This is a genomic window from Allobosea sp. (genome assembly GCF_035944895.1).
In the GTDB taxonomy this organism is placed as follows: domain Bacteria; phylum Pseudomonadota; class Alphaproteobacteria; order Rhizobiales; family Beijerinckiaceae; genus Allobosea.
Genome location: NZ_DASZAT010000006.1, coordinates 260,855 through 274,247 on the forward strand (window position 1 = coordinate 260,855; position 13,393 = coordinate 274,247).

Annotated in this window: 14 protein-coding genes; 7 read left to right on the top strand and 7 right to left on the bottom strand. The window is 67.1% G+C overall.

The window, feature by feature from the left end:
- The first annotated feature begins 1 nt into the window (after position 1).
- Positions 2–853, top strand: coding sequence for a 16S rRNA (adenine(1518)-N(6)/adenine(1519)-N(6))-dimethyltransferase RsmA (gene rsmA, locus VGV58_RS09815; protein WP_326874116.1), 852 nt, complete (start codon positions 2–4; stop codon positions 851–853).
- Here the strand turns inward: rsmA and gmk are convergent, their stop codons facing one another.
- From gmk to fabD, 7 genes are all read right to left on the bottom strand, one after another.
- Positions 854–1,501, bottom strand: coding sequence for a guanylate kinase (gene gmk, locus VGV58_RS09820; RefSeq protein ID WP_326873832.1), 648 nt, complete (start codon positions 1,499–1,501; stop codon positions 854–856). It abuts the gene before it with no gap.
- A 5-nt stretch (positions 1,502–1,506) separates the two neighbouring features.
- On the bottom strand, positions 1,507–2,388 hold the full coding sequence (locus tag VGV58_RS09825) for a YicC/YloC family endoribonuclease (protein WP_326873833.1): 882 nt from the start codon (positions 2,386–2,388) through the stop codon (positions 1,507–1,509).
- 84 nt (positions 2,389–2,472) lie between these two features.
- Positions 2,473–3,858, bottom strand: a complete 1,386-nt coding sequence (mltG, locus tag VGV58_RS09830) for an endolytic transglycosylase MltG (RefSeq protein WP_326873834.1) — start codon at positions 3,856–3,858, stop codon at positions 2,473–2,475.
- A gap of 198 nt (positions 3,859–4,056) precedes the next feature.
- On the bottom strand, positions 4,057–5,322 hold the full coding sequence (gene fabF / locus VGV58_RS09835; protein ID WP_326873835.1) for a beta-ketoacyl-ACP synthase II: 1,266 nt from the start codon (positions 5,320–5,322) through the stop codon (positions 4,057–4,059).
- 177 nt (positions 5,323–5,499) lie between these two features.
- Positions 5,500–5,733, bottom strand: coding sequence for an acyl carrier protein (locus VGV58_RS09840; RefSeq protein ID WP_043236751.1), 234 nt, complete (start codon positions 5,731–5,733; stop codon positions 5,500–5,502).
- A 256-nt stretch (positions 5,734–5,989) separates the two neighbouring features.
- Positions 5,990–6,727 (bottom strand): 3-oxoacyl-[acyl-carrier-protein] reductase, encoded by a 738-nt coding sequence (gene fabG / locus VGV58_RS09845; RefSeq protein WP_326873836.1) that lies wholly within the window; start codon positions 6,725–6,727, stop codon positions 5,990–5,992.
- A 30-nt stretch (positions 6,728–6,757) separates the two neighbouring features.
- On the bottom strand, positions 6,758–7,702 hold the full coding sequence (gene fabD / locus VGV58_RS09850; RefSeq protein ID WP_326873837.1) for an ACP S-malonyltransferase: 945 nt from the start codon (positions 7,700–7,702) through the stop codon (positions 6,758–6,760).
- A gap of 469 nt (positions 7,703–8,171) precedes the next feature.
- Between fabD and rpsF the strand changes: the two genes are divergently transcribed.
- From rpsF to alr, 6 genes are all read left to right on the top strand, one after another.
- Positions 8,172–8,618, top strand: a complete 447-nt coding sequence (gene rpsF / locus VGV58_RS09855; protein ID WP_291674546.1) for a 30S ribosomal protein S6 — start codon at positions 8,172–8,174, stop codon at positions 8,616–8,618.
- A 2-nt stretch (positions 8,619–8,620) separates the two neighbouring features.
- Complete coding sequence (gene rpsR, locus VGV58_RS09860) at positions 8,621–8,866, top strand: 30S ribosomal protein S18 (RefSeq protein WP_038367644.1); 246 nt, start codon at positions 8,621–8,623, stop codon at positions 8,864–8,866.
- A gap of 150 nt (positions 8,867–9,016) precedes the next feature.
- Positions 9,017–9,961, top strand: a complete 945-nt coding sequence (locus VGV58_RS09865; RefSeq protein ID WP_326873838.1) for a DUF2232 domain-containing protein — start codon at positions 9,017–9,019, stop codon at positions 9,959–9,961.
- A gap of 36 nt (positions 9,962–9,997) precedes the next feature.
- The gene (gene rplI / locus VGV58_RS09870; protein ID WP_326873839.1) at positions 9,998–10,561 is read left to right on the top strand and encodes a 50S ribosomal protein L9; all 564 of its coding nucleotides are present in this window, start codon (positions 9,998–10,000) and stop codon (positions 10,559–10,561) included.
- A gap of 152 nt (positions 10,562–10,713) precedes the next feature.
- Positions 10,714–12,207, top strand: a complete 1,494-nt coding sequence (locus VGV58_RS09875; RefSeq protein ID WP_326873840.1) for a replicative DNA helicase — start codon at positions 10,714–10,716, stop codon at positions 12,205–12,207.
- Entirely contained in the window at positions 12,204–13,334 is a 1,131-nt protein-coding gene (gene alr, locus VGV58_RS09880; RefSeq protein WP_326873841.1) for an alanine racemase, read from the top strand. The genes VGV58_RS09875 and alr overlap by 4 nt, the downstream gene beginning before the upstream one ends.
- Positions 13,335–13,393: the final 59 nt, after the last annotated feature.

The window sequence follows — 13,393 nt, forward strand, 5'->3', positions numbered from 1 at the left end:
CATTGCTGCCCAGGACGGATTGCCGCCGCTGCGCGAGGTGGTCGAGCGCCACGGGCTGATGGCGCAGAAGGCGCTCGGCCAGAACTTCCTGTTCGACCTCAACCTCACCGGCCGGATCGCCCGCGCCGCCGGCCCGCTCGAAGGCCAGACCGTCGTCGAGATCGGCCCGGGCCCCGGCGGGCTGACCCGTGCCTTGCTGGCGAACGGAGCGGGCCGCGTCATCGCCATCGAGCGCGACCGGCGCTGCATGCCGGCGCTGGCCGAGATCGCTGCCCATTATCCGGGCCGGCTGGAGATCGTCGACGGCGACGCGCTCGCGGTCGATCTGTCCGGCCTGCTCGACGGCGGCCCGGCCCGGATCGTCGCCAACCTGCCCTATAATATCGGCACGCCGCTGCTGGTCGGCTGGCTCAGCGCCGAGTCCTGGCCGCCCTGGTGGAGCTCGCTGACGCTGATGTTCCAGCGGGAGGTCGCCGAGCGGATCGTGGCGAAGCCGGAGCAGCGCGCCGCCTATGGCCGGCTCGCCGTTCTCGCCAACTGGCGCTGCGAGACGAAGATTCTGTTCGACGTGCCAAAGACCGCCTTCGTGCCGCAGCCGAAGATCACCTCGTCGATCGTCCAGCTGGTGCCGCGCCAGCAGCCGGAGCCCTGCGATCGGCGGCTGCTCGAGCGGGTGACGCTCGCCGCCTTCGGCCAGCGCCGGAAGATGCTGCGCCAGAGCCTGAAAGCCGTGCTGCCGGACCCGGCAGCGTTGATCGAGACCGCCGGGTTGTCTCCGACGATGCGAGCCGAGGAGGTCTCGGTCAGCGGTTTCGTCGCGCTCGCCAACGCGCTGGCGGGCGCGCGGAGCTGATCAGCCGATCTGCTCGGCCAGCAAGGTTTCGACAAAGGCCGGCATGCCGGTGGCACGGCTGCGCTTCAGCCGCTCGGCCGCCAGGATCGAGCGGACCGCCTCGTAGGCGGCACCGAGATCGTCGTTGATGATGACGTAGTCGTAGACGTGCCAGCGCGCGATCTCATCGCGGGCATTGGCGAGCCGCCGTGCGATCACCTCCGGCGCATCCTCGGCGCGCCGGACCAGGCGCGAGCGCAGCTCCGCCATCGAGGGCGGCAGGATGAAGATGGCGACAACGTCCTCACGCGCCTTCTCCAGGATCTGCTGCGTGCCCTGGTAGTCGATGTCGAACAGGACGTCGCGCCCGGCCTTCAACGCCGCCTCGACGGGCTTGCGCGGCGTGCCATAGCCATTGCCATGGACCTCTGCCGATTCCAGCAGATCGTCGCGATCGCGCAGCAGGTCGAAGGCCTCGCGATCGATGAAGCGGTAGTGCACGCCGTCGATCTCGGAGGGGCGCCGTCCGCGCGTCGTCACCGAGATCGACAGGTCGAGATTGGTTTCCTTCTGCGACAGCGTGCGGGTGAGCGTCGACTTGCCGGCGCCGGAAGGTGACGACAGGACCAGCATCAGGCCGCGGCGGGCTGGGCGAACAAGATCGGCCATCGCCGTCACTCCACGTTCTGAACCTGTTCGCGCAGCTGGTCGACGACCGTGCGCAGCTCCAATCCGATCCGCGACAGGCCGGGATCGCCGGCCTTGGCGCAGAGCGTCGAGGCCTCGCGGCCGAATTCCTGCGCCAGGAAGTCGAGCTTGCGGCCGATCGGCCCGCCCTGGGCGAGCAATTCGCGCAAGGCTGCGACATGGGCATGGAGCCGGTCGATCTCCTCGCGAATATCGGCTTTCACCGCCAGCAGCGCCGCCTCCTGGTGCAAACGCTGCGGCTCCAGCGCATTGCTGGCATCGACCAATGCAGCGATCTGTCCCGCGAGCCTGGTGCGGATGGCCTCGACGCTGCGGCCGGGATGGGCTTCCGCGTCCAGGGTCAGGCGGGCAATGGTGTCGAGATGGCCGGAGATGATGGCTTCGAGTGCCCGCCCCTCGGCCAGCCGCGCCTGTTTCAGCGCAGCGATCGTCTCCGCGAGCGCGGCGAGCACGGGCTTCTCGAGCTCGGACAAGGCATCCCCGCTCTCCTCGGAGACCTCGACGACACCGCGGATCGCCAGCAGGCCGTCAAGCGTCGCCGGAGCGATGCCTGTGGGCAGCTTTACCTGGCTCGCGGCCTCGATCAGCGCGGCGAGCGCCTCCTGGTTGATGCGCGGTCGCGGGGCCGAGGCTTCGCTGGTGACGGCAAGGCTGACATGGAGGGTGCCACGGGTGAAGGCGGCCGAGAACTGCTTGCGCGCCGCCTCGGAGAAGCTGTCGAAACCGGTGGGAACACGGACGCGGACATCGAGGCCACGACCATTGACGCTGCGGACTTCCCAGGCGAAGGCGTGCGCCCCGGTCGTGCCGGCCGCGCGCGCGAACCCCGTCATGCTTTCGATCGCCATCAGCGCTTGTCTTCCTTCTCGCGTTGCGGGCGGACCCTATTCAGGCCTGTCGCGGTCTACAAGCACGCGATGTGGAAAGTGCGGTCAGGGCTTTAGCTGCGGGACCTGCTTGGGGCTGTTGAGGTCGAAGGTCTTGTTCAGCAGCGGATCGCGCGTCGTGCCTTCGGAGGCGTCGAAAGCGCGGGCCCGCGTGCCGGCCGCGCCAGCCTGTCCCGCCGCGGCGCGACGATTGCCGGGAACCGGATAGGTCTCGGGCTCGGATTGGTCGGGCGCCGTCGCTGCCTGGTTATCCGGGCGGCCTGCGGCCGGCGCCTCGGTGCGCTGGTCCGGCCCCGGAGGCGGCTCGGCACGATCGACACCGCCGTCGACAGCGGGGCGTCCGGAATCGCGCCTTGCCGATTCGACCTGGCGCCAGCGCGCGACATTGCGGTTGTGCTGCTCGAGGGTCTCGGCAAAGGCGTGACCGCCGCTGCCATCCGCGACGAAGTAGAGATCCTTGGTCCGCGAATGGTTGACCACCGCCTCCAGCGCCGCGCGGCCAGGATTGGCGATCGGTCCCGGCGGCAGGCCCTCGATCACATAGGTGTTGTAGGGCGTCGCCTGGGTGATCTCGGGGCGCGTGATGCCGCGGCCGAGCGTGCCCTTGCCGCCAACGAGGCCATAGACGATCGTCGGATCGGATTGCAGCTTCATCTTGCGGTTCAACCGGTTGATGAAGACGCCGGCGACGCGCGGCCGCTCATCGGCGCGGCCGGTCTCCTTCTCGACGATCGAGGCGAGAATCACCAGCTCCGCCGGCGTCTTGATCGGCAGGTCGGCCGGACGCTTGGCCCAAACTTCGTTGAGGATACGGCTCTGGTCGCGCGTCATCCGGCTGACGATGGCCTGGCGCGTCGAACCACGCTGGAACTTGTAGGTGTCGGGCAGGATCTGGCCCTCGCGCGGGACCTGGATGACGTCACCGGTCAGCAGATCGTTCTGCTGTAGGCGGGCCATGATCTGTTCGCTCGTGAGCCCCTCGGGGATGGTGATCGAATGCTCGACCGCCTTGCCCTCGGCGATCACGTCGAGAATGTCCTTCTGGCTGGAGCGCGCCTTGAACAGGTATTCGCCAGCCTTGAGGCTCGCAGCCTTGCCCGTGGTATAGGCCGCGACCTTGAACGCCCAGGGATGCTCGATCAGGCCCTCGCGCTGCAGCAGTTCGGCGATCTCCGTCACCCCATTCTCCTTCGGGATGATCAGGACGCGATCAGCGGACAGCGGGCCCGGAGCCTTGCTGCGGCTGTCGAGATAGGCGATGCCGCCACCAAGGGCGCCGGCCAGCACGAGGGTCGTGGTGAACAGCCCGCTGAGCAGCGCGATGAAGGGGGAGCGCCGACGCTTGCGCACCTTCGGCGGCGGGGCCGGCGGGGCGACGGGCTTCAGCGCCTCGTTGGGACTCCGCGGCGCGACGCGAGGCGGCTGACTCATGATGCTTTCGCCCGATTCCCTGATATCGCGACCGGCGCTACCGGCGTCGATCCGGCTCTCACTTTGAATTCAGAGACCGTTTTGCCGATCAGCTTGCAGTGAATCTGATCGGAGCGGTCTCTAGTGGCAATGCCGGCCGCATACTGGCACGACAGCGGCGACAGGCTAGCGAAAATTGTGGCAAAAGCGCGCTTGTCCTCAGTCGACGAGGCGGCGCATCACCAGCGAGGCATTGGTGCCGCCGAAGCCGAACGAATTCGACAGGACGATGTCGACCTTCCGCTTCTTGGCCTTGTGCGGCACAAGATCGAGCTCGGTCTCGACGGACGGGTTGTCGAGATTGATCGTCGGCGGCACGATCTGATCGCGGATCGCCAGCACCGAGAAGATCGCCTCGACCGCGCCAGCCGCGCCGAGCAGATGGCCGGTCGCCGACTTGGTCGAGGACATGGCCGGCCGATTCGGCGCATTGGCGAGCAAGCGCTCGACCGCGCGCAATTCGATCTCGTCGCCGACCTGCGTCGAGGTGCCATGCGCATTGATGTAGTCGACATCCGAGGCGCGCAGACCCGCGCGCTTCAGGGCCGCCTGCATGCAGCGATAGGCGCCGTCGCCATCCTCGGACGGTGAGGTGATGTGATAGGCGTCGCCCGACATGCCGTAGCCGACGACCTCGGCATAGATGCGCGCGCCACGGGCCCTGGCATGCTCGAGCTCCTCGAGCACGACGACACCGGCGCCCTCGCCCATGACGAAGCCGTCGCGATCCTTGTCATAGGGGCGCGAGGCCTTCTCAGGCGTCTCGTTGAAACCAGTCGAGAGCGCCCGGCAGGCGCAGAATCCGGCAATGCCGATGCGGTTGATCGCCGATTCGGCGCCGCCTGCCAGCATGACCTCGGCATCGCCGAGCGCGACCATGCGGGCAGCGTCGCCGATGGCGTGGGCGCCGGTCGAGCAGGCGGTGACGACGGCATGGTTCGGGCCCTTCAGCCCGTGCTCGATCGAGACATAGCCGGCAGCAAGATTGCTGAGGCGGCCGGGGATGAAGAAGGGTGAGAGCCGGCGCGGACCGCGCTCCTTCAGCAGCAGCGAGGCTTCATAGATGCCGCCAAGCCCGCCGATGCCGGAGCCGATGGCGACACCGGTCGCGATCTGGTCCTCATAGCTTTCGGGTTTCCAGCCGGCGTCACGCAGAGCCTGCGTCGCCGCAGCCATGGCGAAAACGATGAAATCGTCGACCTTGCGCTGCTCCTTCGGCTCCATCCAATCGTCAGGATTGAAGGTGCCGTTCGAGCCGTCGCCGCGCGGAATGTTGCAGGCGATCTGGGCCGGCAGGTCGGAGACATCGAAAGTGGTGATCGGGCCGGCGCCGCTTTCGCCAGCCAGAATGCGTGACCAGCTCGGCTCGACCCCGCAGCCGAGCGGGGTCACCATGCCCAGTCCGGTGACGACGACACGTCGCATCGGTCTTCCTTAGTTCAGCTCCGGCGCGCTGGAGCAGGATGCGAAAAAGTGGAAACCGGCTTTTCGCATGAATCCTGCTCCAACTTTCGATGGGAGACGGATTCAGAATTCAGTTGGAACCGCCTTGCGTCTCCAACTGAAATCATCCGGCCCCGGCGCTCCGGGGCCAAAGCCTTTTCAGGCCGACTTCGACAGGAACTTGACCGCGTCGCCGACGGTCACGATCGTCTCGGCCGCGTCGTCCGGGATCTCGACGCCGAACTCTTCCTCGAAAGCCATGACCAGCTCGACCGTGTCGAGGCTGTCGGCACCAAGGTCCTCGATGAAATTGGCGCCCTCGACAACCTTCTCCGGCTCAACGCCGAGGTGCTCGATCACGATCTTCTTCACGCGCTCGGCGACATCGCTCATGGGTCTTTCCCTCAAACCTCGAAAACACACCGCTGACAGCGACGCGTGGGTGAAAACTGATTTCCCGGCTTGGACCTTCGCCTGGCGGCGAGCCACGCCGGGAGTTCATGGCTGCACAAACGCAACAACCGAGCCGCCGTCAAGTCCCAAGAATGCCGGTCGGCGCTTGGCCGGCTGGGTCATTAACACACTCATAATAGGCTGGCGAGAGCGCAGCCCATACCTTTAGGCGAGTGAAAACATCGACCTAACCGGCTCAGATCATTGTCATTCCGCCATTGACATGCAGGGTCTGCCCAGTGACGTAACCGGCTTCCTCGCTGGCGAGATAGGCCACGGCGGCGGCAACGTCCGCTCCCTGCCCGAGCCGGCCCATCGGCACGTCGGCGAGAATGCCCTCGCGCTGCTTGTCGTTCAGCACATCGGTCATCGGCGACTCGATGAAGCCGGGCGCGACGACGTTGACGGTGATGTTGCGGCTCGCGACCTCCGCTGCCAGCGACTTCGACATGCCGATCAGGCCGGCTTTGGATGCCGCATAGTTGCCCTGTCCCGGATTGCCGCTCGTGCCGACCACCGAGCCGATCGAGACGATGCGGCCATAGCGCCGGCGCATCATGCTCTTCACCGCTGCGCGCGAGAGCCGGAAAGCCGCAGTGAGGTTGACGGCGAGGACCAGGTCCCAGTCCTCGTCCTTGAGGCGCATGAAGAGGTTGTCGCGGGTGACGCCGGCATTGTTGACGAGGATGTCGAGCCCACCCAGCTTGGCTTCGGCCGCGGGCACCAGCGCCTCGACCGAATCGCGATCCGACAGATCGCAGGGCGTGACCTCGGCCCGCTCGCCGAGTTCTTTCGCCAACGCCTCCAGTGCCTCGACACGCGTGCCGGACAAGGCCACGGCCGCGCCCTGGGCATGGAGCCTGCGCGCGATGGCGCCGCCGAGGCCGCCGGTGGCGCCGGTGACCAGCGCCTTCTTACCCGTCAGATCGAGCATGTTGCCTCCCTTGTCCCGGCACGAAGCCGGTCAGCCCTTCTGGGCCTTGTAAGCCGCGATGTCGTCGGAGGTGCCGATCGACGCCGCAGCGGTTCCTGCCGCGATACGCTTCACCAGGCCGGCGAGCACCTTGCCCGCGCCGACCTCATAGAATTGAGCGACGCCGGCCGCCGCCATCGCCTCGACGCATTCGCGCCAGCGTACGGTGCCGGTGACCTGCGCCACCAGCGAGGCGCGGATCGCCGCGGGATCGCTGAGCGGGGCTGCGCCGACATTGGCCATCACCGGCACGGCCGGCGCCTGCATCGCGACCTCGGCGAGCGCCGCCTGCATCGCCTCGGCGGCCGGCTGCATCAGCGCGCAGTGGAAGGGCGCAGAGACAGGGAGCAGCATGGCACGGCGCACGCCGCGTTCACCGGCAAGCGCAATCGCCCGCTCGACCGCAGCCTTGGCGCCAGAGAGCACGACCTGCCCGCCGCCATTGTCATTGGCCACCTGGCAGACCTGGCTCTGCGCGGCATCGGCTGCGATCGCGCGGGCCTGGTCGAGCTCGACGCCGAGCAGCGCCGCCATGGCGCCCTCGCCGGCCGGCACTGCCTTCTGCATGGCGTCGCCGCGGATGCGCAGCAAGCGGGCCGCATCGCTGATCGAGAAGGTGCCGGCGGCAGCCAGCGCCGAATACTCGCCGAGTGAATGGCCGGCGACGAAAGCGGCGTCGGTCTTGAGCGAGAGGCCGGCCTCGGTCTCGAGCACGCGGATCGCGGCCAGGCTCACCGCCATCAGCGCCGGCTGGGCATTGGCGGTCAGGGTCAGTTCCTCGCCCGGCCCTTCCCACATCAAACTGGAGAGCTTCTGCGAGAGCGCAGCATCGACCTCGTCGAAGACGGCACGCGCCACCGGAAAGGCTTCGGCGAGCGCCTTGCCCATCCCGACTGCCTGCGAGCCCTGCCCTGGAAAGATGAAAGCCGTCGCCATATCGCAATGGTCCTGAGATCACGCCAGAGCCGGATGCTTTCCGACGGGAGCGCTATGCGCTTCCGTCGGAAAGCTGAATCCGTCTCTGACCAAAAGTTGAGAGCAGGATTGCTGCGAAAAACCGGTATCCACTTTCTCGCATCCTGCTCTTGGTTAACAAGATTGGGCGCAGTCGCACCGTGCGGCCGGCCAAGTCAAGGCGTTTACGCGACGAAAGTCGACCTTCACCGGCATTTTTCGATGTTTTGCGCTTGCATGATGGGACATCCCGCTGTAACCACCGCCTCGGTTTGTTCGGCCGGAGGCTGAACGGACGGCGAAGTGATTCCCGCAAGGAAGAATTTCGTAGGCTCCTCATCGAAGAGCCGCCGTCCCGTGTCTCCGCCTTCGAAGAAATCCTGTCGGGCCTTTATCCAGGGCTCGGAGGGCTCCGCGTCGAACGAAACCGGTGAACGAAGAAAGGCCAATCATGGCATTGTACGAGCACGTTCTGCTCGCGCGGCAAGATGTCAGCGCGCAGCAGGTCGAGGCCCTTGTCGAGCAGTTCAAGGGCATCGTCGAGGCGAATGGCGGTTCCGTCCCCAAGGTCGAGTACTGGGGCGTGAAGTCGCTGGGCTATCGCATCAAGAAGAACCGCAAGGCGCACTACTCGCTGCTGAACATCAACGCTCCCGCGGCGGCCGTCGCCGAGATGGAGCGCCAGATGCGCATCAACGAAGACGTGCTGCGCTTCATGACCATCCGCGTCGAGGAACTCGAGGAAGGTCAGTCGGTCATGCTGCAGAAGCGCGACCGCGACGAGCGTAGCGACCGCTTCGACCGTGGCCCGGGCGGCGACCGTTTCGACCGCGGCCCGCGCCGCGAGCGCCCGCGTCGTGAAGACGAAGCGACCACCGAGACCGCTGGGGAGGCCTGAGCATGTCGACTGCATCCGCCGGCGCCCGCCGCCCCTTCTTCCGCCGCCGCAAGTCCTGCCCGTTCTCGGGCGAGGGCGCGCCGAAGATCGACTACAAGGATGTGCGCCTGCTCTCGCGCTACATCTCCGAGCGCGGCAAGATCGTGCCGTCGCGCATCACGGCCGTCTCGGCCAAGAAGCAGCGCGAGCTCGCCCAGGCGATCAAGCGCGCCCGCTTCCTCGGCCTGCTGCCCTACGTCATCCGCTGAGCGGGTGAGAGTTTGCCCGGCGGCGCCCAGCGCCGCCGGGTCTTCGACTTGATCTGAATTTTGGTCGCCAGGCGGTGAAAACCCGTCTGGTATGTTGAGGCAAACGCCTCTCACCCTGCCCTTTTCGAGCAGCGGGACAGCAGGACGGACATGCTCCCCATCGTCGGCATCGGCGCCGGGCTGGTTTCAGCCCTTCTGTTCACAGTGGTGATCACCGGATCGCCGCTGGCGCTGCTGTTGTCCTATGTCGCCCCGCTCCCGGTCTTCATCGCCGCGCTCGGCTGGAACCACCGCGCCGGGCTGGTAGCGGTCGCCGCCGGCACGCTCGCGGTCACCGTCGTGCTCAAGCTCTCGCTCGGGCTTGCCTTCGCCATCGGCGCGGCCCTGCCGGCCTGGTGGATCGCCTATCTCGCTTTGCTGGCCCGCAACGACGACCAGAGCAACAGCGAATGGTATCCGCTCGGACGCCTGCTGGTCTGGATCGCCGCCGTCGCGACGCTGGTGACGGTCGGCGGCGCGCTCGCGATCTCCACCGACTTCGAGACCTATCGCCGCGTGATGACGCACGGCCTGCAGCTTGTGCTCAGCGGCGGCGAAGGCATCGGTCCGGTGGTACGGCTGCCGGCAGGCGTCGATGCCGGCGAGATCGCGGCCCAGCTCGCCGCCCTGGTGCCTGCCGCCGCCGGCGCCTCCTTCGTACCGATGATCGTCGCCAATCTCTGGCTGGCGGCAAAGGCGGTGCGGCTCTCCGGCCGGTTGCCCCGGCCGTGGCCCCTCATCCCTTCGACCCGCCTGCCGGCGCAGGCCGTGGCCGGGCTCGTCGCCGGCATCCTGCTCAGCTTCGCCGGCGGCTTCATCGGCCTTGCCGGCGCGGCCCTCGCCGGCGCGCTGATCGCCGCCTTCGGGCTCGCCGGCCTCGCCGCCGTGCACGATCTCAGCCGCGGCAAGGCCTGGCGGACGCCGACCCTGTTCGCGATCTATCTCGCGCTGGTGGTCATGCTGATCACCGTCTTCCCGTTCCTCGCGCTGCTCGGCATCGCCGACGCGCTGATCGACCTTCGCCGGCGCAAGCCGCCGGCGTCGCCTGCTGCCTGACCCCACGCCTATTCGCAAACTCAAAGGAGAAGACCCATGGAAGTGATCCTGCTCGAACGCGTCGCCAAGCTCGGCCAGATGGGTGAGACCGTCCGCGTCCGCGACGGCTACGCCCGCAATTTCCTGCTCGCCCGCGGCAAGGCCCTGCGCGCCACCGAGGAGAACAAGAAGCGCTTCGAGACCCAGCGCGCCCAGCTCGAGGTCCGTAACCTCGAGCTGAAGCGCGAGGCCGATTCGGTTGCCGAGAGCCTCAATGGTCAGACCGTCGTGATCCTGCGCCAGTCGGGCGAGTCCGGCGTGCTCTACGGCTCGGTCTCGACCCGCGACATCGCCGAGGCGCTCGGCACCGAAGGCTTCACCGTCGACCGCAACCAGGTCACGCTCAACACCCCGATCAAGACCCTCGGCCTGCATACCGTCCCGGTCGTGCTGCACCCGGAAGTCTCGGTCACCGTGACCGTCAACGTCGCTCGTTCGGCTGAAGAGGCCGAGCGTCAGGCCGCCGGCGAGAACGTCACCGCCCGCGAGGAGTTCGACCTCGACGATCTCGGCCTCGAGGTCGGCGCGGCGCTGGCGGAGGCCGGCGAGGACGACCGCTGAGCTCTTTCAGAGGCTTGCACGAGTCAATGGGCGCCGTGGCAACACGGCGCCCTTTTTCGTGCGCTGTGGACAGTGGGGCCGACTCGGTGCTATTGAGATTGTTCTCATTTTGTTCAGGTTCATGACTCCGCGGCATTGACCTATCCAGAGCCATGTCCAGCGCCACCGCCCTCGTCGCCCGCCTCGAAACCAGTCAGGAGGCGAACTTCCGCGTCCAGCCGCACAATATCGAGGCGGAGCAGGCGCTGCTGGGCGCCATCCTGGTCAACAACGACGCCTTCTACCGGGTTTCGGACTTCCTGCAGCCCGAGCACTTCTTCGAGGAGTTGCACCGGCGGATCTTCGAGCTGATGAGCAGCATGATCCGGGCGGGCAAGATCGCGACGCCGATCACGCTCAAGACCTTCGTCGGCGAGATCGATCTCGGTGGCATCACCGCGCCGCAATACCTCGCCCGGCTCGCGGCCGAAGCGACGACCGTCATCAATGCAGCCGATTACGGCCGGACCATCTACGACCTCGCCGTCCGCCGCCAGTTGATCGGCGTCGGCGAGGAGCTGGTCAACGTCGCCTATGACGCGCCCGTCGAGATGGCGCCGCGCGAGCAGATCGAGGACGCCGAGCGCAAGCTCTACGCGCTCGCCGAGAAGGGCCGCTACGAGGGCGGCTTCCAGAAATTCGACGGCGCGCTGCGGCTCGCCATCGACATGGCGGCGAGCGCCTTCCAGCGCGCCGGCGGCCTCTCCGGCATCTCGTCGGGGCTGCGTGATCTCGACGCGCGCATGGGCGGCCTGCAACGCTCCGACCTGATCGTGCTCGCCGGCCGCCCCGCCATGGGCAAGACCTCGCTCGCCACCAACATCGCCTTCAACATGGCCAAGGCCTGGCGCGGCGAACGCCAGGAGGACGGCTCGCTCAAATCGGTCGATGGCGCCATCGTCGGCTTCTTCTCGCTCGAAATGTCGGCCGACCAGCTCGCCACCCGTATCGTCGCCGAGCAATCCAGCATCTCGTCCTACAAGATCAGGCAGGGCCGCATCACCGAGAGCGATTTCGCCCGACTGACCGACGTCGCCGCCCAGATCGAGAAGCTGCCGCTCTATATCGACCAGACCGGCGGCATCTCGATCGCCCAGCTCGTCGCCCGTGCCCGCCGGCTGCAGCGCCAGAAGGGGCTCGACGTCCTGTTCATCGACTATCTGCAACTGCTTTCCGGTTCGTCGAAGGCCGGCCAGAACCGCGTGCAGGAGCTTACCGAGATCACCACCAGCCTGAAGGCGCTGGCCAAGGAGCTCAACGTCCCGATCATTGCGCTTTCCCAGCTCTCGCGTCAGGTCGAGAGCCGCGACGACAAGCGCCCGCAACTCTCGGACCTGCGTGAATCCGGCTCGATCGAGCAGGACGCCGACGTGGTGATGTTCGTCTACCGCGAAGAATATTATCTCAAGGGCAAGGAGCCCCGGCCGGGCACCGACGAGCACAACAAGTGGGTGCTGGAAATGGAAGCGGCCCATGGGCTCGCCGAGCTCATCATCGGCAAGCAGCGCCACGGCCCGACCGGAACCGTCGCCCTGCAGTTCGACGCCGACGTGACGCGCTTCTCCGACCGAGCCGACGACACTCACCTACCGGAGCGCCTCGAGTGAACCCCTTTGATACACCCGAGAATACCGGACACGGCGCCATCCTGACGATCGACCTCGGCGCATTCGTCGCCAATTGGCGCATGCTGAAGCAGCGTGCCGGCACGGAAGCCGCCGCCGTGGTCAAGGCCAATGCCTATGGCATCGGCATCGAGCCGGCCGTCACAGCCCTTACCAAAGCCGGCTGCAAGAGCTTCTTCGTCGCGCATCTCTCGGAGGCGGTACGAGCCCGTGCTGTTGCCCCAGAAGCGACGATCTATGTGCTCAACGGCCTCGCGCCGGAAACCAGCGGCACTTACGCCGAGCACGAGCTTTCGCCGGTACTGGGCTCGCATGAGGAGCTGCTCGAATGGGTCGGCTTCCGGCAGAGCGGCGCCAAGGTCCGGCCGGCCGCGCTCCATGTCGACACGGCCATGAACCGGCTCGGGCTCTGGCCGGGCGAAGGGCTCGACCTGGCGCGCGAGAAGAGCGGCGTGATCGCCGCTGCCGGTATCGGGCTGGTGATGAGCCATTTCGCGGCGTCGGAAGTAATCGACGATCCGGCCAATGCAAGGCAGGTCTCGGCTTTCGCCGAAATCGCCGCGGCCTTCCCCGGCGTGCCGGCCTCGCTGCTGAACTCGTCCGGCCATTTCCTGCCGGGTTGCCCATCCTACCGGCTCACCCGGCCGGGCTATGCGCTCTATGGCGGCAATCCGACGCCTGGAAAGACCAATCCAATGCAGCCGGTGGTCGGGCTGGAAGCGCAGATCATCCAGCTGCGCGAGGTCGAGGCCGGCACGCAGGTCGGCTATAACGGCACCTGGACGGCGAAGGGCCGACGCAAGCTCGCCACCATCTGCCTGGGCTATGCCGACGGCTATCCGCGCAATGCGAGCTGGACCGATCGTTCGCAGGGCGGCTCGGCGTTGGTCGGCGGCGTGCGCTGCCCCTTTGTCGGCACCGTCTCGATGGACCTGATCATCATCGACGTCTCGGACGCGCCGGCCGAGGCTGCCAAGCGCGGCTCAGCCGTCACGCTGATCGGCGGCGATCTCGATCTGGAGGCGGTCGGCGCCGGCGCCAAGACGATCGGCTACGAGATCCTGACCAGCCTCGGTCGCCGCCATGCTCGGCGCTATGTCGGGCTCTGACGTGGTGGCTGCCACCTCCCCTGTCATTCCGGGGCTTCGCGCCAGCGAAGAACCCGGAA